Genomic DNA, 25,422 nt, shown 5'->3' on the forward strand with positions numbered 1-25,422 from the left:
CTTTTTTCATCCCTCCCCTTTCACCCTGCTCATACTCATACCTTTCCTTTCCGTCGCTTTCAGGATTATTCGACAGAAATCTACATAAAACTATAGATTAAGCCGACATATAACTTAGGCGTTTTGAGCTTTTTATTAATCATCTGGGGAGATGGAATATGTCGAACATGTTGAACAAGTGGGGGAAAACGGGAGCACGGACATCTAGTATGGCAAATACGTTGTCCATTGTGCTGCTGATCATTATCGTAGTTGTCTTTGCCGTGCTGGGAACATTTATGTTTGCAAGCACACGAAACATTCTGGTGAAACAGCAGGAATCCATGCTCCAGACCAAGACACAAGCCATTGTTAGTGAATTTGATGCACTATTCAAGGAAAAGGGCGCACTGGTCAAGCAAATGTCCACCAACACATTATTTCAGCAATACATAGAAACAACAGCATCTGCTGCGGATGCGAAAAGTTCAACCTACGCTGCGGAAACACAGGCGACACTCGCCGCTATTGTTAAAGCAGAGCCTTCGTTTGCAGATGCCTGGGTCGCGGGTCTGGATGGAAAAGGCTTTTGGATTCAAAATGATGGTGTCGTATCTGCGCCGGACTTTGATATCCAATCACGTCCATACTACAAGCCGGTTACCGACGCAGACGGACTTTATTTCTCCGATCCGTACATTGATATTGCAGCAGGCGATGTACTCATGGGTATCTTCTATCCGATCAAAGACGAAAACAACAACACGATCGGCTTTGCCGCAGCGGATATTGCATTCAAGGATATCCCGGCGATTATGGAGAGTTATTCCCTTGGAAGCACAGGTTATTCTATGTTGCTATCCAAGAGCGGGGAAATTCTGTACCATCCGGATCAAGAGAAGGTATTGAAGGAGAACATCCTGAACAGTACGGGGGACATGGGAGACATCGGCAAGAAAATGCTTGCCGGTGAAAACGGCGTACAACTTATGAACGACAATGGGGAACGTCGATATATCGGCTACGCTACCAGCAAAGATACGGGATGGTCCGTTGGTCTGACCATATCCGAAGAAGAAGTTCTCGCGGAATTAAAAACATTCACGTGGATTACGCTTGGCGGTTTTGCTGCAGCCACCCTTCTGCTTGTGATTATCTGTTATATTACCCTTCGCCGTCTGTTACGCTCCATACCACAGCTGCTGGCCAAGATTAAACAGATTGAACAAGGTGACCTGACTGTCAAACTGGATATCAAATCTAATAATGAAATTGGACAGATCGCCACAGGTCTGAATTCCATGGTGCAGAAAATTCAGGGCATGCTGCAAATGGTCGGTAGCTCGGCGCAAATCCTGAACCAGTCGTCGAATGATCTGCAGGCCATCTCCTCACGAACGGCTGTGACCATGAATGACACATCAACAGCCATCAACGAGATTGCCAATGCAACGAATTATCAGTCCATCGAAACGGAAAATATCTTACGCAAAACAGGCTCATTATCCAGCCAAATTGATGAAATTGCTACCGATGCGCAGGCTATGGGAACGGTCGTGCAGACATCTGCTGATCAAAGCAGCCAAGGACTTGCGGTCGTGGAACAATTATCGAAATGGTCCGAGGAAAACCACCTGTCCACCCAAGCAATGTCCTCTATTATCCAGGAGATTGACCTGAGTCGGAATGAAATATCCAGTTTTGTGGATACAGTCAAACAGATTGCCTCTCAAACGAACCTGCTCGCCCTGAATGCCTCCATCGAGGCTGCACGTGCTGGCGAACATGGAAGAGGATTTGCCGTCGTTGCCGAAGAGGTCCGCAAACTTGCAGAACAGACGGCTCAGGCAACAGAGGAAATCAACAAAAAGGTGAATGTTATTGAAGAGAAAACAACCCTGTCTGTTGAACATACCATGCGCGGTATGAAGATTGCGGAGGAGAATGCCAAATCCGTAGAAGATACCAAACATGTTTTCTTCAGTATTAACAAAGACCTGAAAGATCTACAGCAACGTATGATGCAGATTACCACTAATACCGCCAATGTACACAAACACAAAGATGAGATATTCCAGGCACTGGAGATAATCTCCTCCACCACAGAGGAGAACTCGGCATCGACGGAAGAAGTAAGCGCCAGCACGCAGGATCAGCTGGATAGTATCGAACAGGTAGCGGATCTGTCGAAACAGTTGAACCAGCTATCTGGCAAACTGCAAGACGAACTAAGCCAGTTTAAAGTAAAGTCATGATCCGCAAGCTTTCCCCTGCTCTTCTCTTTTAGTCGCTGTCCATTTATTATTAATGAATATGCGTACGAAGAGGATTGGAGGCTGAATCATCATCATGAACTTTGCCAAACGAATGGATCATTTCAACGAAGGAATTTTCACCAGGTTGCTGGAGATCAAACGCCGCAGACTGGAGAACGGTCAGCCCGTTATTGATCTCAGTGTGGGTACGCCGAATATCCCACCTGCGCAGCATATTATAACTGCACTATGCGAGGCCGCTGCTGATCCGGCTAATTATATATATGCTGTGAATGATCAGAGTGAGTTGCTGCAAGCTACAAGCGATTGGTACAAGCAACGCTATCAGGTCGAGTTAGACCCGGCAACACAGATCTGTTCCTTGCTCGGTTCACAGGAAGGGCTGGCACATATATCCCTCTCCATTGTCGATGAAGGTGATCTGGTGTTAGTCCCTGACCCCTGCTATCCAGTCTTTGCGGATGGACCGTTACTGGCAGGTGCAGAACTGTATTATATGCCGCAAAAAGAAGAAAACGGGTATGTTATTCAGCTTCAGGATATTCCGGAAGATATCGCTCATCGAGCGAAATTCATGCTGGTCTCCTATCCTAACAATCCAACAACTGCGATGGCACCGGATCAGTTCTATCTTGACCTGATTGCCTTTGCCAAGAAGTATGATATTATCGTGCTTCACGATAATGCGTACAGCGAGCTCGTGTTTGACGGAAAGTCATGTGGAAGCTTCCTCGCATTCCCTGGCGCCATGGACGTCGGTGTGGAATTCAATTCCCTGTCAAAAACGTACGGACTGGCAGGAGCTCGAATCGGCTTCTGTGTGGGCAATGCAACCATGGTCTCCATGCTGAAAAAGCTGAAATCCAATATGGATTACGGGATGTTCCTACCGGTCCAAAAAGCCGCAATTGCCGCCATTACCGGTGATCAATCCGAGGTTGAACGGGTCAGAGCAATCTATGAACAGCGAAGAGACATCCTCTGTGATGGATTCAGCAATCTCGGTTGGCCCATCGCTAAACCTGAAGCAACGATGTTCGTCTGGAGCCGGATTCCGGCGCACTACGACAGCTCGGAGCAATTTGCCATGGATCTGGTTACACATGCAGGAGTCATCGCAACGCCAGGCAGTGCCTTTGGTCCTTCAGGCGAAGGTTACGTTCGCTTCGCCCTCGTTCAGGATAATGAAATATTGCAACAAGCGGTACAATCAGTTGATGACAGCGGGATTCTGAAATCCAGCTAACGGGAGCACAATTCGAATGTGCTCAAGCCAAAATCCCCTCAAGGTCCACAGGGAGTAAGAGTTTCACGTTTGATAACGTGGACTCTACTTCTTGTAGACGTGAGGGATTTTGTCATTTGGTGCGGGAGTGGACATGACAGCAAAAAGCCTGCTCGGGGAGCAGGCTTCAGGTTTGAACTTTTTACACAGACTTGCGCCAGTTGGAACGATACATCAGATACAGGAAGTACGGTGTTCCAATAATCGCAATGAGTATACCTGATGGAATCTCTGTCGGTGCCATGACGGTTCTGCCGATTGTATCGGCGAGCACCAGCATGACTGCACCCGCTAATGCGGATAGGAACATCGAACGTCTTAACTTATTCCCCGTCAGTAACCGAACCATATGTGGTGCAATCAGGCCGATAAAACCAACGGTTCCTACACAAGCAACCGCACCTGCTGCAAGTAATACACCCACTGTCATGGCCAGTAATCGTGTACGACGTACTCCTAGACCAAGCCCGGATGCACTGTTGTCGTCAAATACCAGCAGTTCGAATCTGCGTGCCAGCCACCAAGCCACCGGTACCAAAATAACTAAAAATAATCCGATAACCCTCACCTGTTCCCAGGTACGAGCATAGGTGCTTCCTGTCAGCCAGATATATCCGCTGCTACCGTATACCGCACCACGGACAATCAGAATCTGAATACCTGCTCCAGCAATGGCAGACATCGCGATCCCCAGCAACACAACCGCCGAAGGGTTCAGTCCTTTCTTCCAGGCGAGGGAGAACACCACCACTGCAGCAATGGCTGCACCGATGATTGCCGCAATTGGCAGCAAGTATATCGGAAGACCCGGCCATAAGATGATGACCATCATCGCTCCAAGCCCTGCACCTGAGGACACACCAACAATTGAAGCATCTGCCAGCGGGTTACGTACCGCCATCTGAATGAGCACACCACTGATTGCCAGTGCAGCTCCTGCACCTGCGGCAACAAGTGTACGCGGAATCCGGAGCTGAATCAGCGCGGAGAACAGTCCATCGGATTGGAACAGACTTGGTAACCAATCGGCCAGCGGAATTCGCATACCGCCAAACATCGTACTGAGCAAGATAAGCACCACCGTTATGACTGAGAATAATACAGCCATCGGGCCAAATGCAAAGCGACGCGCAGCTCCTCCTGTGCTCATTGAAGTAGACATGCCTGATCCGTTCGCAGCCTTCATGCGTGTAAGAACAAGCCAGATGAGCCACGGCGCACCAATGATCGCCATAACAGCACCCGTTGGCAGTTCCATGCTGGAGTTATGCACCATCTTGGCGAGGACATCTGCTCCAACCAGGAGCGCTGCGCCCCATATGAACACACCGGGTAAAAGTAATCGGTTAGAACGTACACCACTCAATCGAACCAGATGTGGTGCAACCAGTCCCACGAAGCCAATCGGCCCAATTACACTGACAATCACAGCGGCCAGCAATACAGCAAGAATTAACCCTACTGCACGAGCCAATGTAACCTTTTGTCCCAAGGAAGAAGCCGTTGATTCATCCAACTCCAGCATATCCCACTGTCTGGACAGGATTAACGCGAGAAGGGTAATACCAACCACCCAAGGCAAAGCATAAAACACACCACTCCAGTCATTCTGGACAAGTGTTCCGGAGCCCCAAAGGAACAACCCTTGTGTCTCCATGGAGAAAAAAATATGTAATGCACTTGTAAATGAACCAAGCACCATCGATACAATCATACCGGACAACGCAAGTCGAACCGGGCTTGATGTTCGTCCGCCGCCCATGAAATAAGCCGCAAATGCTGCCAGCAAACCACCTAGTGCTGCGAAAAGAAAAGGCGACTGACTTAATAGACCTGGAAAAGCGATAGCTCCCAGCACCACCACAAAGTACGCTCCTGCATTAATGCCCAGCGTATCTGAAGCAGCCAATGGATTACGAGTAATCGTTTGCAGCAAAGCGCCCGCAACAGCCAGTGCGCCACCCGCAAGGATACCAATCACTGTACGCGGCATGCGCAAGTCCCAGACCATATTGTGCTCTAATGAATCCTGTCTGCCTGTAAGAGCGTCCCAAACAACATGCAAAGGAATGGAAGCTTCTCCATAACACAGACTTACAAAAAAAAGCACGATGAGAGCGGTTAGACCGCCCCCATATATGCTAATTGTGCGCCAATTCATAGCTGGCTTAGATCCTTGAACCGAACTCATTTGGTAATCGCCTCGACTACCCCATCAACCAATACTTTGGAGGAGATCGGTCCACCAAATGTCCATGTTGTGCTATCGAGTTGATATGTGCGTTTTTCCTTCACAAAGTTCAGTCCGTTCCATACCGAGTTATCTTTCATAGCTGTGCCAAAGACGTCATCGTCTGGTTGTGTAATATAAATGAAGTTACTGTCCTTCACATCGGTTAAGGATTCAATGCCTACTGTAGAGAAGCCATAGTTTTCAACTTTGTCCGGCTGCCAGTCGTTAACCAGTCCGATTTTGTCCAAGGTACCAATCACAACCGAGTTATCGGTAAACATACGCAGGCTGACTGCATTTTGATATGTGAACGCTTGTGTCAGTGCAAAGTTGAAGTTTTCTTTCCCCGCAGCAGCCAGTTTTTCTTTGGCTTCTACATAGTGTTGATCGAGATCACTCAGAACTTGTTTTGCTTTGTCTTCTTTTCCCAGAGCCGTTGCAATGTTATTAAAGATCTCTGTCATCTTGTCATAATCATAGCCGTCACCATCATACGGATCATATTCAATCGTTGGTGCAATTGCATTCAGCTGATCGTAGACCGCCGTGTTATTATCTGCATTAGCAATGATGAGATCTGGCTTCAATGCAGCAATAGCTTCCAGATTGGGTTCACTGCGTGTTCCGATATCCGTTACACTGTCATCCAGTGCTGCTTCGGATGTTACCCACACTTTATAGTTAGCGTTATCTGCGTTACCTACTGGTTGAACACCCAGGGCAACGACATCTTCCGTATATGTCCATTCAAGCGTAACAACACGTTCTGCTGGCTTGTCCAACTTAAGCTCTCCACGTTTATGCTTCACGGTAACAGGACCTGCTGTCTCTTCAGCCGGAGCACTATCCGAGCCACTACCTTGACTTGTATCTGTTGTAGTCGTGCTTTTACCACAACCCGCCAAAACCAGCACAAAGGCCAGCATAATCAACAGTCCATTCAACCCTTTTTTCATATCTCTTTTCTCCCCTGTTAATATGTATTTATATGATAACAATTATCATTATCACTATTGGATTATGCCGTAGGAATGAATTTTTGTCAATGGAAAGTACCTTATTCCCATTCTTTTATCAAATAAAAAAGGAAAGAATAGCTCAAAAGCCATCCTTCCCTTCTATTGATTGCTGTTAACTCAACTGCATCGTAGTGATGCATGTATTATCATTTTCGTATGTAGACAATTGCGTTTCTGCAACCTTTCCATCTCCAACAATACGAATCAGATAGGTTCTGTCTCTAGGCACCCAAAAATCCATAAATCCGTTTGCACCAGACTTCATCACTGCATCTTTCATAAAAGTGTTGCCTTGAGAATCGTGAATGGTAACGCTAAATTCCTTATTGCTCATTTCCCCCTGACAACCGGTCAAGCTATGAATTGCACAGGGATGGGTCTGGTCCACATAGGGTGCAATGGAAAGGAAAAATTCATTTTCAGGCAAATCATATGTAATGGTTTTTTCATCTTGATCGGTGACGATTAACTGTTTGGCATTAATGGAGGCAGATTCCGGTGTCTCTTTTCCTGTGCTGATATCTTCCACCAATTTTCGGATGTTGGGCGCATTGGCTGTGCCCGCCTCATCCTTGCCCGTATTGTTTGCAAACAGATAGGTTCCGATTACAATCACAACTGCAACACTTGCAATGATCCACATTTGTTTCTTCATTTGGAGTCCATCTCCTCGTCCGTTTTGGTTTATTATAAGGGAGAACACAGTGATACGGACAGTTTACGACACCAAAGTAACCATATATTCACATTTTTGTATTGTAGCAAGAGTAATTTGCTGCCTGTGCACTGTATCATTGATAAGTAAGGGAGGTTGTGTATATGTTTAAGTCTCCATCTGTATCTGACACCGATCGAAGAGTACACAAATCCAAACTGGCTCTGAAAACAGCCCTTCTGGAATGGATGTCCCGTAAGCCCTTGGCCAGTATAACCATCACCGATATTGTCAAATCCGCCGATTTGAACCGCAGCACATTTTACAAGCATTATGTATACAAAGAAGACCTGTTTGATGAATTGTTAAATGACGTGATTGACGATCTAAAATTAGCCTATCGAGCACCCTATCAGCATTTCCGAGATTTCGATATTAAGGACCTTAACGCCTCAGCAATTCAAATTTTTGACCATGTGCTGGCTCATGCCTCCTTCTATACATTGCTGGTTAATTCTAACGTGCTACTGGATTTCAGGGATACACTCTATATAACACTTAAGAACTTGTATCTGGAGGATGTAACCGATCTGTCGCCTGATCCACGGTTGGATAAGGAACTTCTCGCCTGTTATCAGGCTAATGCCGTTCTTGGTTTAGTTACGGGTTGGGTGCAAAGCAATTTCAAATACAGCGCCTCCTATATGGCTGAACAACTGTTGGAATTCACACGCATGAACCGATCCCAAGAGATTTATCGGTCTAATCTCCATTCTGCAACGAGTCCATCAAGATAACGTTACGCCATAACTCTGTAGTGGGATCTGTTGTTAAAAAGAGGTACTGTCTCCCTTGAAGCTTGAGATACAGTACCTCTTTAATATGTCGAAACGTTTATTTTAATTAGTTGCTGATCCATCCACCATCTACAGGCAACTCAACACCTGTAATGAATTTGGATTCATCAGATGCCAAAAACAGGTAGGCGTAAGCAATATCCATAGATTCACCAGCATGTGGAGGCAATGGAGCAAGATTTTTGTAATTCTCCCCCATCTCCACCTGTGATTTGATGCCTGCTTTCTCCACCATACCCGTAAACACAGCACCCGGATGTACGGAGTTCACACGAATATTGTCTTTGGCAAACCACTGTGCCCCGTGTTTGGTCAATGAACGTACAGATCCCTTGGAAGCACTATAAGCCGCGCCCTGGGCATCCGCTATTCCACCAATGATTGCTGCAATGGAAGAGGTATTAACGATCGAACCTTGTCCATTCTTCTGCATATAAGGAATGACTGCCTTCATGCCGAGCCATACACCTGTACCATTAATGGACATAACCTTGTCCCAATCCTCTAACTCAGCTTCCAAAATGCCTTTGGCCATATGAATTCCCGCATTGTTGACCAGAATATCTATTTTGCCGTATTTCGATACGGTTTCTTCCACAACAGCTTTCCAGGACTCTGGGCTGGACACATCCAGCTTCAACGCAATGGCTTCACCGCCACCAGCTACGATCTGTTTAACCTGTTCCTCCAAAGCTTCGACTGCCACATCGGTAGCCACTACCTTGGCTCCTTCTTTTGCAAATAATTGAATACCTGCCAATCCCATTCCACTTGCGGAACCGGTTATAATTGCAACTTTTCCAGTTAATCTGCCCATTCATATCATCCTTTCCTATTACGATGAGTGCCTCATTACGACACCCAATCTATTAACACCTTTAGTATACGGATGAAATGAAAGCTCTTTCAATCAGCAAATAGACAGGCTTTTGTGGGATAACCGATAATGTGTGCTTCCTTTTGTCTGTTATGTCAAAGTTAATCCACAAATCTAAACCAATCTGTTGTTTTCACTCTCATACTGTATTCCATCTCAAGGTGCCATAATCCGGTCTGCCATTTCCTCGGCTTGCAGCACCGCAGACAACGGGTCGGAGAGGAAATATCTATTCCAGTCAAGGCTAATAATCTGGCAGTGATCTGTCTCGATAGACTTCTGCCATGGTTTGCCTGAAGCTTGATCAAGTTCGTGTCTTGGACCATTATCCAACACCAACAGGTAGTCCTCCAGGTACCCACCTACCGCACTCCGCGCAATATCCAGGTATTCCAGGCCCGGCTCCAATAGTTCCTGGCGAACCTTGCCTGCTGGCTTCAAGTTCAGTAATCCGTAGGCTGCCTTACCTCCACGAGTTCCCGTATTTCCCACAAGGGTAATATGTTCTCCCCAGTTCGGATCAATGACGGTAAATGTCTTCTCTGCGGAGACCTTGCCCGGGATCGTTTGCTGCAAAGTATGTACTCTCCGCCCGTATTCGTTAATCCATGTTTCGGCTTCTGTCTGGCGATTCAGAATACGTCCCATCTCTCGAATCTCCTCCGCGACAGAGCCGTAACCAGTCCCTCCATAGACCACCGTTGGTGCAATTCTGGCATAGGAAGCGTAAGCAGCACGATTCCAGGTGATAATCAAATCGGGCTCCAGTTCAAGCACTTTTTCGAGCGAGATAAAATTATGATTGCCGATATCCTGTACTTGATCATAGATATAAGGCTCCAGCATTTGGTTACTTTCAATGAGTGAATGCGGCGCTCCGAGAGGCGTCACTCCCAATGCCAGTACTTCTCCCAAATTCCAGTCGACGACAACACGGCTAGGCTTGTTAGGTATCGTAATCTCGCCCATGCTTGTGGCAAGCATCCGAGTTCTGGCTCTTGGTACCGCGGGCGCTGGGGGTTTCCTCACTTGGACTCCTTTCAAATCTACAATCTCCTGTTCTGGCCAGGTCTGGTCGGCTTCAAGTATGGGTACCGTTCGTTCGCTCCATCCCGAATAATGACTTTCCAGAACGGCAAGTGGTTGGAATGTTTGCAGGGCTACATCTGGAGCACTGCACTCTCGACGCTTTCTGTAAAACTCAGGAGATACACCATAATGTTTCTTGAAATAACGACTTAGCGTGTAGCCGTTCTCATAGCCTACTCTCTCCGCGATTTCCTGTAAGGTCCCATTCGTGCTCACCAGTAGTTTTAATGCCTGTTCCATCCGAATCTGTGACAGCACACGGCTGGGACTCGTATTTAATTGAAGCTGAAACAATTGATTTAGATACCTTGGACTACAATTCAGCATTTCAGCTACCTGTTCTATCTTGAGTGGTTCCCCGAAGTGACGTTTCATATAATGCACCGCTTGATCTACCCGATCCAGCTTAGCATCGTTAAACTTCTGCTCCTGCATTTGTTTCAGCATCTCGGCGAGCCATTGGTAGAACAGCGCCTTGGTTTGAATCCGGCCTGCTGACTGTAGTTCATTCCATTGTCTGTATATCAACTGCATGATTTCAATTAATGGCAATGGACACGCTGGTTCAAAACCAAAACTTACTTGCAAAGACTCCGACCCAGTATATGTTTGGGATCTTTCAGTATTTGGCTTCTCTGACTCTGGTGACGAATAAGACAACATATGTATTTCCATCGGCTTCTTAGCCAGACAATCCAGGCGCGTTCCTTTGGAGGCGTGCAGAATATATGTCCCTTTAATGTGATGCATCGCCTGACCAAGCCAGATCTTCCCCTTGCCATTCGTAATTAGTAAAAAAGCATTCGAGGGAAGCGTCCACGTATTAGGATCTTCACTGATGTTAACGGTCATAATCCGAATATCCAGTAATCGGATTGTTATATGCTCCCATAATGCCCCGTATTCTTCTATGTTCATCGTCATGGACCTTTCTTTGTGTTTCCTCGTTACCACATCCAAAGCTTCGCCTCATCATATATGATAATCATTCTCAGTTCAACCTGTCGATTGAGTTCTGAAATGGTTATGCTTCCGCTTCCGAATTGGTTATTGTGCAATCGTTAGATTGTCTCTAGAGTTATATTAAATGAAAATCATTATCAATTAGAAAGAGGGTTCGTCATGTTGTTTAAGAAAGCTTGGTATCGTATCACCCTGCCTGTTTTGCTGATCATGGCCGTATTCATTAGTGGTTGTACCCAGAAAGAGACCGTGAAACCTGGGGCGACAGAAACAGGAAACACCGCACCGCAAACAAGAACACTCTCCACGATGATGGGAGACGTTACAGTCCCCCTCAACCCGGAGCGGGTTGTCGTTGATTGGAATATAGGACATGTTCTGGCTGTCGGCGTAACACCAGTTGGTGTGCCGAGTAGCCTGCTGGATTATGGAGTATTCCTGCGTGACAAACTTGTGGATAGCGCGGATTTGGGTAACCACAGTGAGGTTTCACTTGAGAAAATGGTAGAGCTGGAACCGGATCTGATTATCACATGGGACCAGGAGAAATTTCAGACCTATTCCAAAATCGCTCCGACTGTCGTATTCGTACCCGATCAGTATGCTTCCATGGAAGCAGAAGTGACAGCCATGGGCGAGATTCTGAACCGCGAAGCAGAAGCTATAACTTGGAACGAATCATTTAAACAACGGATCGCAGCAGCTCAGGCCAAAATTAAAGGTGTCATTCCGGATGGTGCCACCTTCACCGTTGCCGATTTTAACTTTTTGAAGAACCCAGCCATTATCGGCAACAGCGCCAATCGTGGTGGAAGAGCAGCCTATGAATTGCTTGGACTAACTCCGGCACCCAAGGTAAAATCAGATCTTCTGGACCAAGGCAAAGAAAACCTGGAAGCTAGCGCGGAGGTCTTTGGAGAGTATGTAGGTGATTACCTACTGATGATGGTTACAGAAGGCACGAAAGATCACTCCCTGTTGCCTACCGTCTGGGACAATCTGCCTGCGGTGCAGAACGACCATATCTACAAACTGGATATTCATAAATATTTCACTGCTGATCCCTATACCTCCATTCTACAAGCCGAAGAGATCGCAGATCGACTCGCAAGTGGACAGACTGAGCTGAATTAGCGCGAGTTTTCAATTCTAGTGAGGCCCGAAACCGAACCTGAACGTGTTCAGCGTAGGCAAGCGCACTGAATCCTGAATGTATGAGAACGTACCTTTCAAGTGCGAGCAGGCACTGACGAATCTGAGACGTCTTATTCAACGATTTGAAGCGCCTACAGAAACCTAAAGAACTTGAGACACTCTATATCCGATTAACAAGCCGTTTTCAGTTTTTTTATAAGGGGATTTTGGTAGATAACGTGTCTGATGGACCTTACAATTTAAGAAGATGAGCTGAAGGCCAAATAAGATGTCCTGAGTTCCTTAGAAAATCATCTATCCATTCGCCAAGATCGGCAGTCTGGAGATTCAAGACCGTTTATCCATCTCAGCGTATCCTTATTGATAATAGTGACATGTTCAAACCAAATAAAACAGCGCCACCTCGTTCTGGTGGGCGCTGTTTGTGTAAACTTTTTTTGAAGCCCGACACAATTTCGAGGAGATCTCGAAATTGTGTCGGGCTCTTCAGATTGCCTTCCATTCACGCAAACCTATCTACGTATTGGAGAGCGCTTTGTTTTTCTCATAAAACCGGGCATTGTGAGAAGATACCCCTGCCATATCGGAAGCAGCAGGTTCCAGATACGTCTTGGCACTGTTGACTGCGAGCACCGCATCGTTAAAAGCACCTGCGATCAGCCTGACTTTGCTTCCATAAGTAATGAAATCACCTGCTCCGAATATGCCTGGAATGTTGGTACGCATGCGCTGATCAACGGACACGCCGTAATCTTCACGCGCCAGTCCCCATTGCACAAGGTTACCGAAATCACGATCATATCCGTGGCTTACGACAACTTCATCCACTTCAACATGTGTGATCTCACCAGTTTCTACATGGGCCAACTCAACACGATCGATTTTATCACCTGTACCGTATAAGCGTGAGATGTTAAATGGCGTCATGACGTTGGCCTGAGCTTTCATCTGAGCAACTGGCGACTCGTGTCCGGTAAATTCATGACGTCTGTGTGCCACCGTAACTTCACTTGCTATTTTGCCCATTTCATTCGCCCAGTCGACTGCGGAATCACCACCACCCGAGATCAGAACACGCTTCCCGGCAAATCGGGACAGATCCGTTATCGTATAGTGCAGATTTGTCAGCTCATACCGATTGGCACCCTCGACATCCAGCTTTTGCACCTGGGTCATGCCTCTGCCCGCACATAACAGGATGGTACGTGTGTAATGGCGCTCCCCTGTTTTAGACATGAGTACAAATACACCATCCTCACGTCGTTCAAGCTCAGCAATTTCCTGCCCAAACACAATCGTTGGATCGAACGTTCTCGCCTGTCTCTCCAGCGATTCAATCAGCTTCTCACAGCGAATCGGATCAATCCCGCCCACATCCCAGATCAGCTTCTCCGGGTACGTACGCATGAATCCACCCAGTTCCTGTTTGGCTTCGATGATCTTGGTACGCATGGCTCTCATGCCACTATAAAAGGAGGCATACATGCCAGCTGGCCCACCACCAATAATAGTAATATCGTAGATATCCAATTGTGTCTCCGTTGTCATTTAAGGCACCAACTTTTCAACAACATAGTCCATCAATTTTACAGATCCAATCGGACCCACACCCGATACGAATTGGCTTGTCTTCAACGGGAAGACATGATCATTTTTCACAGCCTCCAGATTCGACCACACTTGGCTTGCTTTCAGATCTTCCATAGATTTCTTCGTGTCATAACCTACGAGGGTTCTGTCTTCCAGGAAAATATAATCCGGATTCATCTCAGGCAAGAATTCCAGGGAGAACTGGCTAAACCAATCTGTAGAGTCTTTGATCGCTTCAGGACTATTCAGACCCAGGATATCATAGAAGAAAACACTGCTGCTTCCTCCTTTGGGACCCATGAAACGGTAACGATTGTGCTCTACCCGGAGAACCAATACGGTCTTGTCTCCCAGGGCTGCCGCAATTTTCTCTTTCGCTTGTGAGGCTTTCTCATCAAATTCAGCCAGTACTTTGGCAGATTCTTCAGTCTTATCGAATATGGCAGCCAGCTTTGGCATAGCACGTTTCATTTCACTGTTGGCATCCAGTGCCACCGTAGGAGCGATTTTGGACAATTCATCATATACGCCCTGTTCCATACCTTCGCCAGCTGCAAGGATCATATCCGGTGACAACGCAAGCAACTGCTCATAATTATATTGATATTGCTCGACTTCAATGATCTGGACTCCATGTTCTTTCAAATAATTAGGGCGGTATTCCGCTTCAACTTCTGGAGTTAACAAAACGATTTGGGGTGTAACACCCATTTCAATCAGATACTCGGCATAAATCGAATCAAACACAACCAGATTTTGAGGATGAGTTGGAATCGTTACTTCTCCAAACTGATCCTTCACCACCTTAGTCCCACTTTCAGTCGCTGTTTCTTCTGCAGTACTCGCTGCTCCTTCAGTTGAAGCCCCTGCTGTTCCAGCTGTAGCATTCTCTTCCTTGGTTCCACCGGAACATGCCGCCAACATCATACTGATCACCAACAGCATGATGCCCAACCCTTTAAATCTTCGTGACATGATATACTTCGCCCCTTATGTATATTGATAATGATAATTATTATCAAATAGTATCAAATAAGAAGTGTTGCTTCCATAGCATATCGTGCGTATTCCGTTGGATTATTGTGCTCTCTCATGAAAAGATTCCGTAAAATGGCGAATGATCTGATTAAGAATCAGAGTGTGTCCCGTTATTCCGTGACCGTCTACCCACAGGTGAGTATCTACGTAAAATACCCGATTATTTTTCACAGCCTTCAGCTCGTTCCATTGCGGACTCTCCCATAGTTTCCTCATATTCTCTTCAGCACTGAAGTGCTGCATGATCCGCTTCTCCACAAAGAGGTAATCGGGATTGGCTTGTGTGAGCAGTTCAAGCGAACAAGGGTTAAACCATGCTGTACCTGAATCCAGTGCTTGCGGCAGTGTTAATCCAAGCTGTTCATATAACAAGTGTGATACCCCGTGTGAATGCCCACCCAGATATCGATAACCAAACGCTTCTACCCTCAGCAACATGACTGTGGCCGCGGATTGGATGAAGGGTTGCAACTGTCGCTTAGCTACGCTGACTTCGTGTTTCATCTGCTGATGCAGTTTATGAGCATCTTCTTCTTTAAGAAACCAGGCTGCCAATTGATCGAGCATTGGTTCTACATCTTGATGAAGTCCGGTTAGAATCGGTGCAATTGTGCGCAGTTCCCTTTTAACCTCTTCCATCAATACGTTTCCTATCAACATTTCCGGTTGAACTTGTCGAACAAGTTCTATCTCCACCTCATACTGTGTTACCTCCAGCATCTCTACTCCATACGCTGTAAATTGTTCATGGTGATGTGGGGACAGCAGGATTGGGGTGACCACTACGGCATGGGGGATGACACCCAGATGAATCATAATTTCTGCACAGATTGGAGAAAGTGACACCATCTTGCGCTGCGTCATCGTCTGCCTATATATCTTAGGTGATACGCCAGTCAATTGTTTGAAGCGCCGGCTAAAATAATGAGCATCTTCAAATCCAGACTTTTTGGCAATATCCTGTGAGGTTGCAGCGGTTAATATCAGTTCTTCCTGCGCGCGATAGATCCGGTAGTGGGCCAGATAATCCAGAGGTGGCTTACCATATCGCTCACTAAATTTGCGGGAGTAATGCCATGGACTGATTCCGGCAATCTGAGCTAACTGTGTACGTGTAATGACCTGATCATAATGCTGCTGCATGTAGTCAATGGAGCGAAGTATACCGTGTTCTGGTTTCAACTCGTCATGCGGCTGTTTCCGATATAGATTACTTAACAACTCATATAATAAATGCTGATTGCCAACCCTTTCTGCACTCTGATCCTGTGAATGCACTTCACTCCAATGCTGAATGATACTTGCCAAACCTCCACCGGACAGTTGCACTTTCTGATACGCCTCTCCTGACGGTAACCGCCATTCGAACTTCTGAGCTTCCCGTCTATCATGCAGCACCGAATATGTATCGAACTGAACATGCCAGCCTGCCAGATCCAGGTTGCCACCTTCAATGACCTCCATTACGGAGTTCTCTTCAACCGCAATTAATTCTCCATAGGAGACGTGAACTCGGTGTCCATTTATATTCCAGATCGCTTTTCCATCAATGATAAATATCAAGGTGTGACTGAAAAAGTGATGCAGCTCGCCTTTTGTTATCCATGCGTTGCTTAGTGCATTCGTTGACTTCCATTGAGCAATCCATTCCATGTTGTCAGACATAGGTTATCCTTTCAAAGGGATTAGTAATCCAGATTTATAGTTTTCACTATATCAAAATACATGACAACTCCATAACCAACAAGGTATGGCTTGAATAACATGGAGGACAGCGATTATACATTTCATAATTACATTAATCAGAAAAACACAACAAAAAAGCCCGTACCACAAGGCACAGGCTCTTTCTTACAACTTTAATACTACTTTTCAATGCTACGTTTTACGTATTACTCAATGCTGGCTTTCGGTGACCCCTGTCCCCGTTTCTGTCCTTTTCCTGCCATCCAATACGTTAGTCCACCTGAGACACCAAACGCGATAACCACACCAATGCAAGTGTGTAACAGATTCAGGCTACCCTCTTCGATGAAGAGCGGGAGGCTGACCAAGCTCGGATTCCCCACCATAGCAAATGCCTTGACAGATAACAATCCGAAATATAGTCCACCCGCAGCTCCACCCAGCAATGCCGCATAGAAAGAGGATCTTTTTCTCATGTTGACCGCATACAATGCAGGCTCTACAACTCCAAGGAGGGCTGTTCCAGTAGCCCAGAAAGCAAGTCTTCTGGATGTTGGCTCTTTCGAGCGGATTCCGTTTGCAAGCGCAGCCCCCGCTTGTCCAACAATCGCCACTAACATGGCAGCAATCACCATAGAACCACCATTCATAACCATTTCATTAATGATGATGGCAATCAGCCAGTAGTGTAATCCTATAATTAACATCAGTGAGAAGACAGCTCCCAGTAACATCACCGACAACACTGGAGCATTAGCTACTAGTGAATCCAATGCCTCCGGAAGATACTCATCAATCCAGGTTCCGACTGGACCAAGTATCATCAATACTAGCGGAACAAGAATCAGTAACGTCAGGAATGGAGCAACCATCCCTTTGGAGAATTTTGGGCTCCATCGTTCAACGACTCTTTCCAAGAAGGCGGCTGCACAGATCGTTAGAATGACCCAGATGGGCGTAGAGTAAAAAGCAGGCTGAGACACAAGTGGCAAACCCAGGAAATGCACCTCTTTTTCCCCTGACATCAGCATGGTCATCTCCGGATAAAACATGAGTCCGCCAATAGATGCTGCAACATAGATATTGCTCTTCAACCGATAAGCTATGCTGATTGCTACCAATATAGGCAGTACATAAAATACACCGTCTCCAATGATCCTGAAGATCGTAAAGGTCTGGCTGTCCATCAACGCAGAAGAGTCCGCAGAACTGTACGTATCCATTAACGCAATAATGGCGACTATAATTTTAATAACAGCGGCTCCGAGAATCGCAGGCATCAAGGGCCTGAATACATCGGATACAAAATGTAAGATCGAGAATCCGTTTTTCTTCGCGTGTCCCGCTTCCTGCAACGCTGTCCCTGTAGATTCCCAAGCGTTCATACCCAGTAACGTATTGTAGATAAGTGAAGATTCATCTCTTATTACCAGACGGCACTGCTCACCTGTTACCCGAATATCAGCTACAACATCTGCGGAGGCAAGAACCGACATGTTCAATTGTGTACTTTCCTTCAGTGCTAGCGTCGTCGTGCCCTTAACGTGTTCTACGAGCTTGATGTTCTCCTTGCCTCCTGCGAGTTTCAACCAATCTTCAATCTGTGTGTCATGCATTATGTACGATCTCCTCATATTACGGTAAACCCGTGTTTTGTGATGTGTTATGATCTAATATGCCTCTATCTATATACACATTTCCATGAAAAAACTTCAATAGGATAAAAAAACTAATTTCCCTGACATTGCATGTTCATTTATACAAGGTATATGGACCTATGAAAGTCGAAAAAGCAAAAAAGCCTACTCTTATGTAGGCTCTTATCCATCTGTACTTATGAGTCATACTCTTCATACTCACAACCGACATTCGCAGTCATCAGATGGCGATGCACGTAAATATACATCCTCATCCTATGACAGTGCCAACATCGCGTTCATATCTTCTTCTGCCGTTGTAATTAACTTCAGACCAAACATATCTACGAGTACATCCAAGACACCTTCCGATATGAACTCAGGCGGCTTTGGTCCAATTCGAATGTCCTGAATGCCAAGGCTAAACAGGCCAAGCAGGATTGCAACTGCTTTTTGCTCAAACCAGGACAGCACAATGCTGACAGGTAACTCGTTCACGGTACAGCCAAAAGCATCCGCCAAAGCCATTGCAATTTTCACCGTAGAACCGGAATTGTTGCATTGACCCAGATCGATATAACGCGGTATACCCGTGTCTCCAACCGTACCATAATCCACATCGTTGAAGCGGAACTTACCACAGGAAGTCGTCAGAATTACAGTATCATTCGGCAAGGATGTCGCGAGTTCACGATAGTAGTTGCCACCTTTCCCCGGCGCATCACAACCTGCAATAACGAAGAATCGACGGATATGACCGTCTTTTACCGCTTGAATAATCTCGGGCGCAAGCCCAATTACGGTCTCATGATGATATCCTGTCGTTAAGACTTGCTCCGACTGTACATTAGCCGCAGGCAGAGACAATGCACGTTCAATCAGCGGTGAGAAGTCATCATCCATGATCTTAGCCACACCGTCCAGACCCGCCACTTCGTAAGAGTAAAAGCGGTCTGCATATGTGCCTTTGATCGGCATGACACAGTTGGTTGTTGCAAGAATAGCACCCGGGAATTGTTCGAAAAGTCTTCTTTGATCGTACCAGGCTTTGCCGATATTACCCTTTAGATGGGCGTATTTCTTCAACGCCGGATAACCGTGCGCAGGCAACATTTCCGAGTGGGTATAGATGTTGATTCCTTTCCCTTCAGTTTGACGAAGCAACTCCTCCAATGCATACAGATTATGCCCTGTTACCACGATGCACTGTCCTTCAATCTGGTTCTGGCTAACCGTAATCGGTTGCGGTACACCAAAGCGATCCGTGTGCGCACGATCCAACACATCCATAATGCGGATTGCTGCATTACCTACCTTCATCGCCATCTCCAGATGTTCCTGTACATTAAAATTCGAGTTCGTTAATGTCATGTATAATGCCTCATGTGTAATCCGATCCACCTCAGGATCAGAATATCCCAACTGGCGTGCATGTGTCGCATAAGCAGCGATGCCTTTTAACGCAAAAATCATCGTATCCTGCAAACTTGCGATTGTTTCGTTTTTGCCGCATACCCCTACCACGGTACACCCGCCACTCGGCGTCTGTTCGCACTGATAACAAAACATATGGTTTCCCCTCCAAACTTAGATTAAACGCAGTTCGTTATGTAATAGCGTAACAGACCCTGATATGAGCTAGTGTGATGGTGCACACAGTTTCTGATCCAACATCTATATATGGTTCTCCAGACTATCATCCAAACTGGAAATAATAACATTCAAAAAAAGGCATATCTCGGATCATTATGAAAAATACTGTGTACAGCTAAAACGTATAAATCCATAATCTTAAAAAAATACGAAAATGAAACGATTCTAGATTTTGCCCGTAAGGGTAATACACAGAGAAATCTAATATTCAAGGAGCTGGTCAATTGCAACATTACAGACACAGTGCGGAGGAAACCCTTCAGGATGTACAGAGTTCCTCCAAGGGACTTACGACCTCCGAAGCTGCCAAGAGAATTGAAACGGAAGGATATAACGAGTTAAAAGGTAAAGATGCAACACCCGTCTGGAAACTGTTCCTCGAAAATTTCAAAGATCCGATGGTCATCGTGCTGCTGATTGCAGCCGCGGTACAGGTTGTACTTGGACATCTGATTGAATCATTGATCATATTCCTGGTTATTTTGCTCAACGCGGTGATCAGTGTAGTGCAGACCAAAAAAGCCGAGAGTTCGCTTGACGCGCTGAAACAAATGTCTGCACCCGAAGCCAAAGTCATTCGTGACGGGCAGAAAAAAACCATTCCAGCGAGGGAACTCGTTCCCGGTGATATTGTTATGCTGGATGCAGGTGATTATGTCCCGGCAGACGGGCGTATCCTGGAATCAGGAAGTCTGAAAATCAACGAAGGCATGTTGACCGGAGAATCCGAAGCTGCGGAGAAACACGCCGATACCATCCCGGATGAGGCTCCAATCGGAGATCGTCGCAATATGGCCTTCAGTGGCTCACTCGTCGTATATGGACGGGGTATGCTTGTCATTACAGGTACGGCTCTCAAAACCGAAATCGGCAAAATTGCCGAATTGATTGAAAATGCCGAAGCCAAGAACACGCCATTACAACGCAAGTTGGAATCATTCAGCAAAAAACTGGGCTTTTTCATCCTAGGCTTGTCGATTCTCATCTTTGGCATTGAAGCGGGTCGTGTATGGTTGACCGAAGGTACGGAGAATATCGGACCATCCATCGTGAATGCACTGATGTTTGCTGTAGCTGTTGCAGTTGCTGCCATTCCTGAGGCGTTATCCTCCATTGTGACTATCGTATTGTCACTCGGAACAAATAAGATGGCCAAACAACATGCGATCATTCGCAGACTGCCTGCCGTTGAGGCGCTCGGCTCTGCCAGTATCATCTGTACGGATAAAACAGGAACACTAACTCAGAATAAGATGACTGTTGTTGATTATTACATTCCCCATGGCACCAAGGACGAATTCCCGGATGATCCTGATCAGTGGTCAGAAGAGGAACGACGTTTGTTACATATTGCAGTGCTCTGCAATGATTCGAATATTAACCAGGAAGGCAAGGAATTGGGTGATCCAACCGAAGTGGCCCTCATTGCCTTCAGCAACCGGGTGAACAAGGATTACAATGAAATCCGTGACCAGTTCCCGCGTGAAGCTGAGCTTCCTTTTGACTCGGATCGAAAGCTCATGAGTACGGTGCATACCTTTGAGGGACAGACGGCTTTGCTGACCAAAGGTGGACCGGATGTGCTTTTCAGTCGCTGTAGTCATGTGTTTATCAACGGTGAGGTTCAGCCCCTCACACCCGAGATTCGCACACAATTTGAAGAAAAAAATGAGGCCTTCTCCAAACGTGCCTTCCGTGTGCTGGCCTACGCGTACAAAAAATTCGATGATAAAAACCAGGTCACCATTGATGACGAGCATGATCTGACACTGGTTGGTTTGACAGCGATGATTGACCCACCGCGTGAAGCGGTATACGGTTCTATTGAAGAGTCCAAAAAAGCGGGCATTCGCACCATCATGATCACCGGAGATCACAAAACAACGGCTCAGGCGATCGGTGTGGATATCGGCCTTGCCGAACCGGATGATCTCGCCATTACCGGAGCCGAACTGGACAAAATGTCTGATGAGGAGCTGGATCAACAACTCGAACATATCTCGGTTTACGCAAGGGTATCTCCTGAAAACAAAATCCGGATTGTGCGTGCTTGGCAGCGTAAAGGCAAAGTGGCAGCCATGACCGGAGATGGAGTTAATGACGCACCCGCGCTGAAACAAGCCGACATCGGCGTAGCGATGGGTAGCGGAACAGATGTCGCCAAGGATGCGGCTGCCATGATTCTGACGGATGATAACTTTGTCTCCATTGTAAATGCGGTCAGTGTTGGACGGATGGTATTTGATAACATCAAAAAAGCCATCGCATACCTGTTTGCCGGTAACCTCGGCGCGATTATCGCCATTTTGTTTGCCTTGATTGTCGGCTGGGTTAATCCATTTACGGCCCTTCAGCTACTGTTCATCAATCTGGTGAACGACTCCCTGCCTGCCATTGCTTTGGGTACAGAGAAACCCGAGCCAGATGTCATGCGGCGTAAACCCCGTGACATTAACGAAGGCATCTTCGCAGGTGGAACCCTGCAGGCCGTGATTACACGTGGTGTCCTGATTGGTGCAGCTGTTATCGTATCCCAATATATTGGACTTGGTATTTCGGAGGAAATCAGTGTGGCTATGGCCTTCACAACCTTGATTCTCGCACGCAGTCTGCAAACATTTGCAGCACGTTCCAATACACAAACCATCTTCCAGGTGGGCTTTACGACCAATAAATTCGTGCTTGGCTCCATTCTGGTATGTCTCTGTCTCTATGCAATCACACTGATTCCTGGTGTTCGCGGTGTCTTCGCCATCCCGGATACATTCGGCTGGAATGAGTTCCTGATTGCAGGCGGACTTGCTCTTGTCGCCGTCATTCTGATGGATGTCATCAAGTGGATTCGCAATCGCGGCAAACAAGTTACTGCGGCGTAAGATCTGCAGTTATAACATGCACAAACAGGCGCCCGTTATCGGAGCGCCTGTTTATTTACAGTTTTTTTTACACAAAGAGAACAGTCCACACACATACTGATGTTTCTAAAACATCCTCGCAAAATGTTTAAGCATTAAGCTGATATCTATATACCAACCAACAGATGGACAGGATAAGGATACATAATCCCCAGGATACCGAGGGGATGGTCGCCGACCAGTTAAACTTTTCTTTCCCTTTTGAACCATTTGTTAATCCGGATGCTATTAAAGCTATTCCAACAATTAAACCGATCTGGGCAAACAACAATAAAAATCCTTCTACCATTTAGATTACTCCCTCACATACTCCGCTATCAATTTGAACATCATTAGCGATTAATAAGTCCGTTTTCTGCGTCTAATTACCCTTGTTTGATGCCAAAAGCGATCCAGCGTCCATCGATATCCTCGATCACAAACTCCTTGTTATTATAGTCTGTATGATTGAGGGCACGTACGATTTTCACATCTGCGTTGATCAATTCCTGTTGAAGCTCTTCCTGGTTCTGGGTAATAAAATATGCATCATATCCATAGCCATATAATTCTCTGTTGGGTATAACTTTCTGTCCATTGCTTTGGGTTAAAATAATCTCGGTAAGATCACGATACAGGCAGATATGAGGTTCCGCGGCATCGAGATATTCGACGACCCGAAAGCCCATCTTTTCTTCATAAAACTGCGCGGTTCGATTCATATCAAGCGTCGGAAATACGCTGTGGGACATTAATAATAAGTGAGTCATGGGTATAATCTCCTTCATTTTAAACATGCTAATTACTTACATATCTAGTTACCTAACCGCTGATCCATCTGCTTATGTATGTTCAATGATCATTTTAGTTAAATTCAGGAAATCCGTCTATTGTTTATTATTAATATCTTTCTATGCTCATCACATCCGAATGAATTAGTATGACATTATTGCCATATGATAAATTTGGGCGTAAAATTATATATTGCTTTTCATCACATTTTCATCAAAGCTCAATCCGAATTCATATTCATACCCAAGACAGGAATGGTACCGTGAAAGATAAAATTGTCATGCCACTCTGGACATGCTGCTTGTTCATCGTTGTGATGAATACCACCATGTTCAATGTTTCTTTGCCAGTCATTATTCAAGATCTTCAAATCACCTCAGACCTGGGGTCTTGGGTCATCTCAAGTTATTCGATTGGTTACGCCCTGTCGACGGTGATTTACAGTCGACTGTCAGACCGTATCCCGGTACGCAAACTGTTAACGGTTGGGCTCCTGATCCTGGGGTTATCTTCATTGCTGGGGTTGTTCGCGCATAACTTCGCGATCCTGTTGCTGACACGCATACTACAATCTGCGGGTGCAGGAGTTATGGCCGGGCTGGGTCTCGTCATTGCAAGTCGTTACATCCCGGTGGAACGACGCGGAGCTGCCATCGCGCTGATCTCATCAGGTAGTGCCATGGCTTTTGGACTTGGCCCCATTGTCGGCGGACTCATTAGCGAGTACTGGGGCTGGAACGGACTTTTTGCCATAACCGCGCTTGTCCTGCTCACTCTGCCTGTATTGCTCTATTTTCTCCCCCGTGAATCCGTCAAAACAGATCAGCCGTTCGATGTTATTGGTGCCATATTAACCGTCATTAACGCCACTACACTTCTGGTCGCGATCACCCAGCAGTCCTGGTTGTGGTTTGCCATTGGCGTTATTTCACTTGTTGCACATCTCCTGTATATTCGAAAAGCAAGTCTTCCGTTTGTGAATCCACAAGTGTTCCGAACGCCAGGATATACCCGGTTAATCCTTATCGGATTCTGCGTGCTGGTGGTGAATCTGGGCAATCTGTTTTTGATGCCGCTTGTGCTCGCTGATCTATATGGACGCTCTTCGCTCGCCATTGGTTTGCTGATTGCTCCTGGGGCAATCGTTGCAGCATTCTGCACCCGTTTCGTTGGACGCTGGATCGACCGTTATGGCAATATGCGATTTATGATCATCGGACACACCCTGCTCGCAGCGGTACTTGCTTTATTCATGCTCGGACTGGATCAGTCCGCCTTGATCATTACCAGTGGTTATCTCTTTTTCTCACCGGCACTGTCAGCCTCCATGGCTTCACTGAATAATGAAGCGTCACGTGTGCTGCCCAAAGCGCAAATCGGTTCCGGTATGGGCATGTTACAACTGATTCAGTTCTTCGGTGGTTCGGTGTCTGTAGCCGTGTGTGGGCTGCTGCTGCACAGCATTCCGGGAGTCTCGGTCGAGCAAGCTTATCATGTGGTGTATGCTTGTCTGTTGCTCGTCTGCGTTGTTTCACTCGGGTTGACCGTCTGGCATAGCAGAGCTTCACGCTCAGGCATTAAACCTGTTACATTGGACAATTGATAATTGAGTTTAAAGTTCAGAACAAAAAGGCCCGCGCCAAGCGCGAGCCTTTTTTAGTTTGGAACAGAATACCGTTTTTTTAAAGTAGATCACTCAATGAACTTGAACTTACCGGTTACTTTCCTGATTTCATCCTACAGC

General features: G+C 46.2%; 18 protein-coding genes. 6 read left to right on the forward strand and 12 right to left on the reverse strand.

Annotation, left to right across the window (positions count from 1 at the left end; genetic code table 11):
• Positions 1-158: 158 nt before the first annotated feature.
• A complete protein-coding gene (locus V6668_RS22055; protein ID WP_338706697.1) occupies positions 159-2,234 on the forward strand; it encodes a methyl-accepting chemotaxis protein in 2,076 nt (691 codons plus the stop codon).
• Between the two features lie 94 nt (positions 2,235-2,328).
• Positions 2,329-3,501: an aminotransferase class I/II-fold pyridoxal phosphate-dependent enzyme gene (locus tag V6668_RS22060; RefSeq protein ID WP_036617475.1), complete on the forward strand. Its 1,173-nt coding sequence runs from the start codon at positions 2,329-2,331 to the stop codon at positions 3,499-3,501.
• 181 nt (positions 3,502-3,682) lie between these two features.
• Here V6668_RS22060 and V6668_RS22065 read toward each other — a convergent pair whose 3' ends face one another.
• The 3 genes from V6668_RS22065 to V6668_RS22075 all read right to left on the reverse strand — a co-directional run bounded on the left by V6668_RS22065 (position 3,683) and on the right by V6668_RS22075 (position 7,447).
• Positions 3,683-5,731 (reverse strand): iron ABC transporter permease, encoded by a 2,049-nt coding sequence (locus tag V6668_RS22065; RefSeq protein ID WP_036617472.1) that lies wholly within the window; start codon positions 5,729-5,731, stop codon positions 3,683-3,685.
• Positions 5,728-6,729: an ABC transporter substrate-binding protein gene (locus tag V6668_RS22070; protein WP_338706699.1), complete on the reverse strand. Its 1,002-nt coding sequence runs from the start codon at positions 6,727-6,729 to the stop codon at positions 5,728-5,730. Before V6668_RS22070 ends, V6668_RS22065 begins: the two co-directional genes overlap by 4 nt.
• A gap of 175 nt (positions 6,730-6,904) precedes the next feature.
• Positions 6,905-7,447, reverse strand: a complete 543-nt coding sequence (locus V6668_RS22075; protein ID WP_338706701.1) for a CueP family metal-binding protein — start codon at positions 7,445-7,447, stop codon at positions 6,905-6,907.
• Positions 7,448-7,611: 164 nt separating this feature from the next.
• Between V6668_RS22075 and V6668_RS22080 the strand changes: the two genes are divergently transcribed.
• Positions 7,612-8,244 (forward strand): TetR/AcrR family transcriptional regulator, encoded by a 633-nt coding sequence (locus tag V6668_RS22080; RefSeq protein WP_036668629.1) that lies wholly within the window; start codon positions 7,612-7,614, stop codon positions 8,242-8,244.
• A 106-nt stretch (positions 8,245-8,350) separates the two neighbouring features.
• On the opposite strand, the gene V6668_RS22085 is transcribed toward V6668_RS22080, so the two are convergent.
• Both V6668_RS22085 and V6668_RS22090 read right to left on the reverse strand, forming a co-directional pair.
• Positions 8,351-9,121: an SDR family NAD(P)-dependent oxidoreductase gene (locus tag V6668_RS22085; RefSeq protein WP_036668630.1), complete on the reverse strand. Its 771-nt coding sequence runs from the start codon at positions 9,119-9,121 to the stop codon at positions 8,351-8,353.
• Between the two features lie 216 nt (positions 9,122-9,337).
• Entirely contained in the window at positions 9,338-11,194 is a 1,857-nt protein-coding gene (locus V6668_RS22090; protein WP_156946081.1) for an AraC family transcriptional regulator, read from the reverse strand.
• 198 nt (positions 11,195-11,392) lie between these two features.
• On the opposite strand from V6668_RS22090, the gene V6668_RS22095 reads away from it, so the two are divergent.
• Positions 11,393-12,367, forward strand: coding sequence for an ABC transporter substrate-binding protein (locus V6668_RS22095; protein ID WP_051449599.1), 975 nt, complete (start codon positions 11,393-11,395; stop codon positions 12,365-12,367).
• A 537-nt stretch (positions 12,368-12,904) separates the two neighbouring features.
• Here the strand turns inward: V6668_RS22095 and V6668_RS22100 are convergent.
• The 5 genes from V6668_RS22100 to hcp all read right to left on the reverse strand — a co-directional run bounded on the left by V6668_RS22100 (position 12,905) and on the right by hcp (position 19,908).
• Positions 12,905-13,936, reverse strand: coding sequence for an NAD(P)/FAD-dependent oxidoreductase (locus V6668_RS22100; RefSeq protein WP_338706704.1), 1,032 nt, complete (start codon positions 13,934-13,936; stop codon positions 12,905-12,907).
• Positions 13,937-14,953 (reverse strand): ABC transporter substrate-binding protein, encoded by a 1,017-nt coding sequence (locus V6668_RS22105; RefSeq protein ID WP_338706705.1) that lies wholly within the window; start codon positions 14,951-14,953, stop codon positions 13,937-13,939. It lies immediately after the preceding gene.
• A gap of 102 nt (positions 14,954-15,055) precedes the next feature.
• Positions 15,056-16,681 (reverse strand): helix-turn-helix domain-containing protein, encoded by a 1,626-nt coding sequence (locus tag V6668_RS22110; protein ID WP_338706706.1) that lies wholly within the window; start codon positions 16,679-16,681, stop codon positions 15,056-15,058.
• 227 nt (positions 16,682-16,908) lie between these two features.
• Entirely contained in the window at positions 16,909-18,318 is a 1,410-nt protein-coding gene (locus V6668_RS22115) for a PTS transporter subunit EIIC (RefSeq protein ID WP_338706707.1), read from the reverse strand.
• Positions 18,319-18,615: 297 nt separating this feature from the next.
• A complete protein-coding gene (gene hcp / locus V6668_RS22120; RefSeq protein WP_338706709.1) occupies positions 18,616-19,908 on the reverse strand; it encodes a hydroxylamine reductase in 1,293 nt (430 codons plus the stop codon).
• A gap of 308 nt (positions 19,909-20,216) precedes the next feature.
• Here hcp and V6668_RS22125 point away from each other — a divergent pair, with 308 nt between their 5' ends.
• Positions 20,217-22,868 carry a cation-translocating P-type ATPase gene (locus V6668_RS22125; RefSeq protein WP_076318795.1) on the forward strand — a complete coding sequence of 884 codons (2,652 nt, stop codon included), beginning with the start codon at positions 20,217-20,219 and terminating at the stop codon, positions 22,866-22,868.
• 127 nt (positions 22,869-22,995) lie between these two features.
• Here V6668_RS22125 and V6668_RS22130 read toward each other — a convergent pair whose 3' ends face one another.
• Both V6668_RS22130 and V6668_RS22135 read right to left on the reverse strand, forming a co-directional pair.
• Positions 22,996-23,196 (reverse strand): hypothetical protein, encoded by a 201-nt coding sequence (locus V6668_RS22130; protein ID WP_076252773.1) that lies wholly within the window; start codon positions 23,194-23,196, stop codon positions 22,996-22,998.
• Between the two features lie 76 nt (positions 23,197-23,272).
• Entirely contained in the window at positions 23,273-23,656 is a 384-nt protein-coding gene (locus tag V6668_RS22135; protein WP_036617444.1) for a VOC family protein, read from the reverse strand.
• 284 nt (positions 23,657-23,940) lie between these two features.
• Here V6668_RS22135 and V6668_RS22140 point away from each other — a divergent pair, with 284 nt between their 5' ends.
• Positions 23,941-25,281, forward strand: coding sequence for an MFS transporter (locus tag V6668_RS22140; RefSeq protein WP_338706712.1), 1,341 nt, complete (start codon positions 23,941-23,943; stop codon positions 25,279-25,281).
• The last annotated feature ends 141 nt before the right edge of the window (positions 25,282-25,422 follow it).

This window comes from Paenibacillus amylolyticus (assembly GCF_036894225.1).
Taxonomy (GTDB): Bacteria; Bacillota; Bacilli; order Paenibacillales; family Paenibacillaceae; genus Paenibacillus; species Paenibacillus amylolyticus.

Bases quoted from the DNA above. Each gene is read 5' to 3' on its own strand.
- V6668_RS22105 (WP_338706705.1), bottom strand. From the start codon at position 14,953: ATGTCACGAAGATTTAAAGGGTTGGGCATCATGCTGTTGGTGATCAGT.
- V6668_RS22100 (WP_338706704.1), bottom strand. From the start codon at position 13,936: ATGACAACGGAGACACAATTGGATATCTACGATATTACTATTATTGGT.
- V6668_RS22085 (WP_036668630.1), bottom strand. From the start codon at position 9,121: ATGGGCAGATTAACTGGAAAAGTTGCAATTATAACCGGTTCCGCAAGT.
- V6668_RS22060 (WP_036617475.1), top strand. From the start codon at position 2,329: ATGAACTTTGCCAAACGAATGGATCATTTCAACGAAGGAATTTTCACC.
- V6668_RS22090 (WP_156946081.1), bottom strand. From the start codon at position 11,194: ATGACGATGAACATAGAAGAATACGGGGCATTATGGGAGCATATAACA.
- V6668_RS22075 (WP_338706701.1), bottom strand. From the start codon at position 7,447: ATGAAGAAACAAATGTGGATCATTGCAAGTGTTGCAGTTGTGATTGTA.
- hcp (WP_338706709.1), bottom strand. From the start codon at position 19,908: ATGTTTTGTTATCAGTGCGAACAGACGCCGAGTGGCGGGTGTACCGTG.
- V6668_RS22135 (WP_036617444.1), bottom strand. From the start codon at position 23,656: ATGACTCACTTATTATTAATGTCCCACAGCGTATTTCCGACGCTTGAT.
- V6668_RS22110 (WP_338706706.1), bottom strand. From the start codon at position 16,681: ATGTCTGACAACATGGAATGGATTGCTCAATGGAAGTCAACGAATGCA.
- V6668_RS22065 (WP_036617472.1), bottom strand. From the start codon at position 5,731: ATGAGTTCGGTTCAAGGATCTAAGCCAGCTATGAATTGGCGCACAATT.
- V6668_RS22115 (WP_338706707.1), bottom strand. From the start codon at position 18,318: ATGCATGACACACAGATTGAAGATTGGTTGAAACTCGCAGGAGGCAAG.
- V6668_RS22130 (WP_076252773.1), bottom strand. From the start codon at position 23,196: ATGGTAGAAGGATTTTTATTGTTGTTTGCCCAGATCGGTTTAATTGTT.
- V6668_RS22055 (WP_338706697.1), top strand. From the start codon at position 159: ATGTCGAACATGTTGAACAAGTGGGGGAAAACGGGAGCACGGACATCT.
- V6668_RS22095 (WP_051449599.1), top strand. From the start codon at position 11,393: ATGTTGTTTAAGAAAGCTTGGTATCGTATCACCCTGCCTGTTTTGCTG.
- V6668_RS22070 (WP_338706699.1), bottom strand. From the start codon at position 6,729: ATGAAAAAAGGGTTGAATGGACTGTTGATTATGCTGGCCTTTGTGCTG.
- V6668_RS22080 (WP_036668629.1), top strand. From the start codon at position 7,612: ATGTTTAAGTCTCCATCTGTATCTGACACCGATCGAAGAGTACACAAA.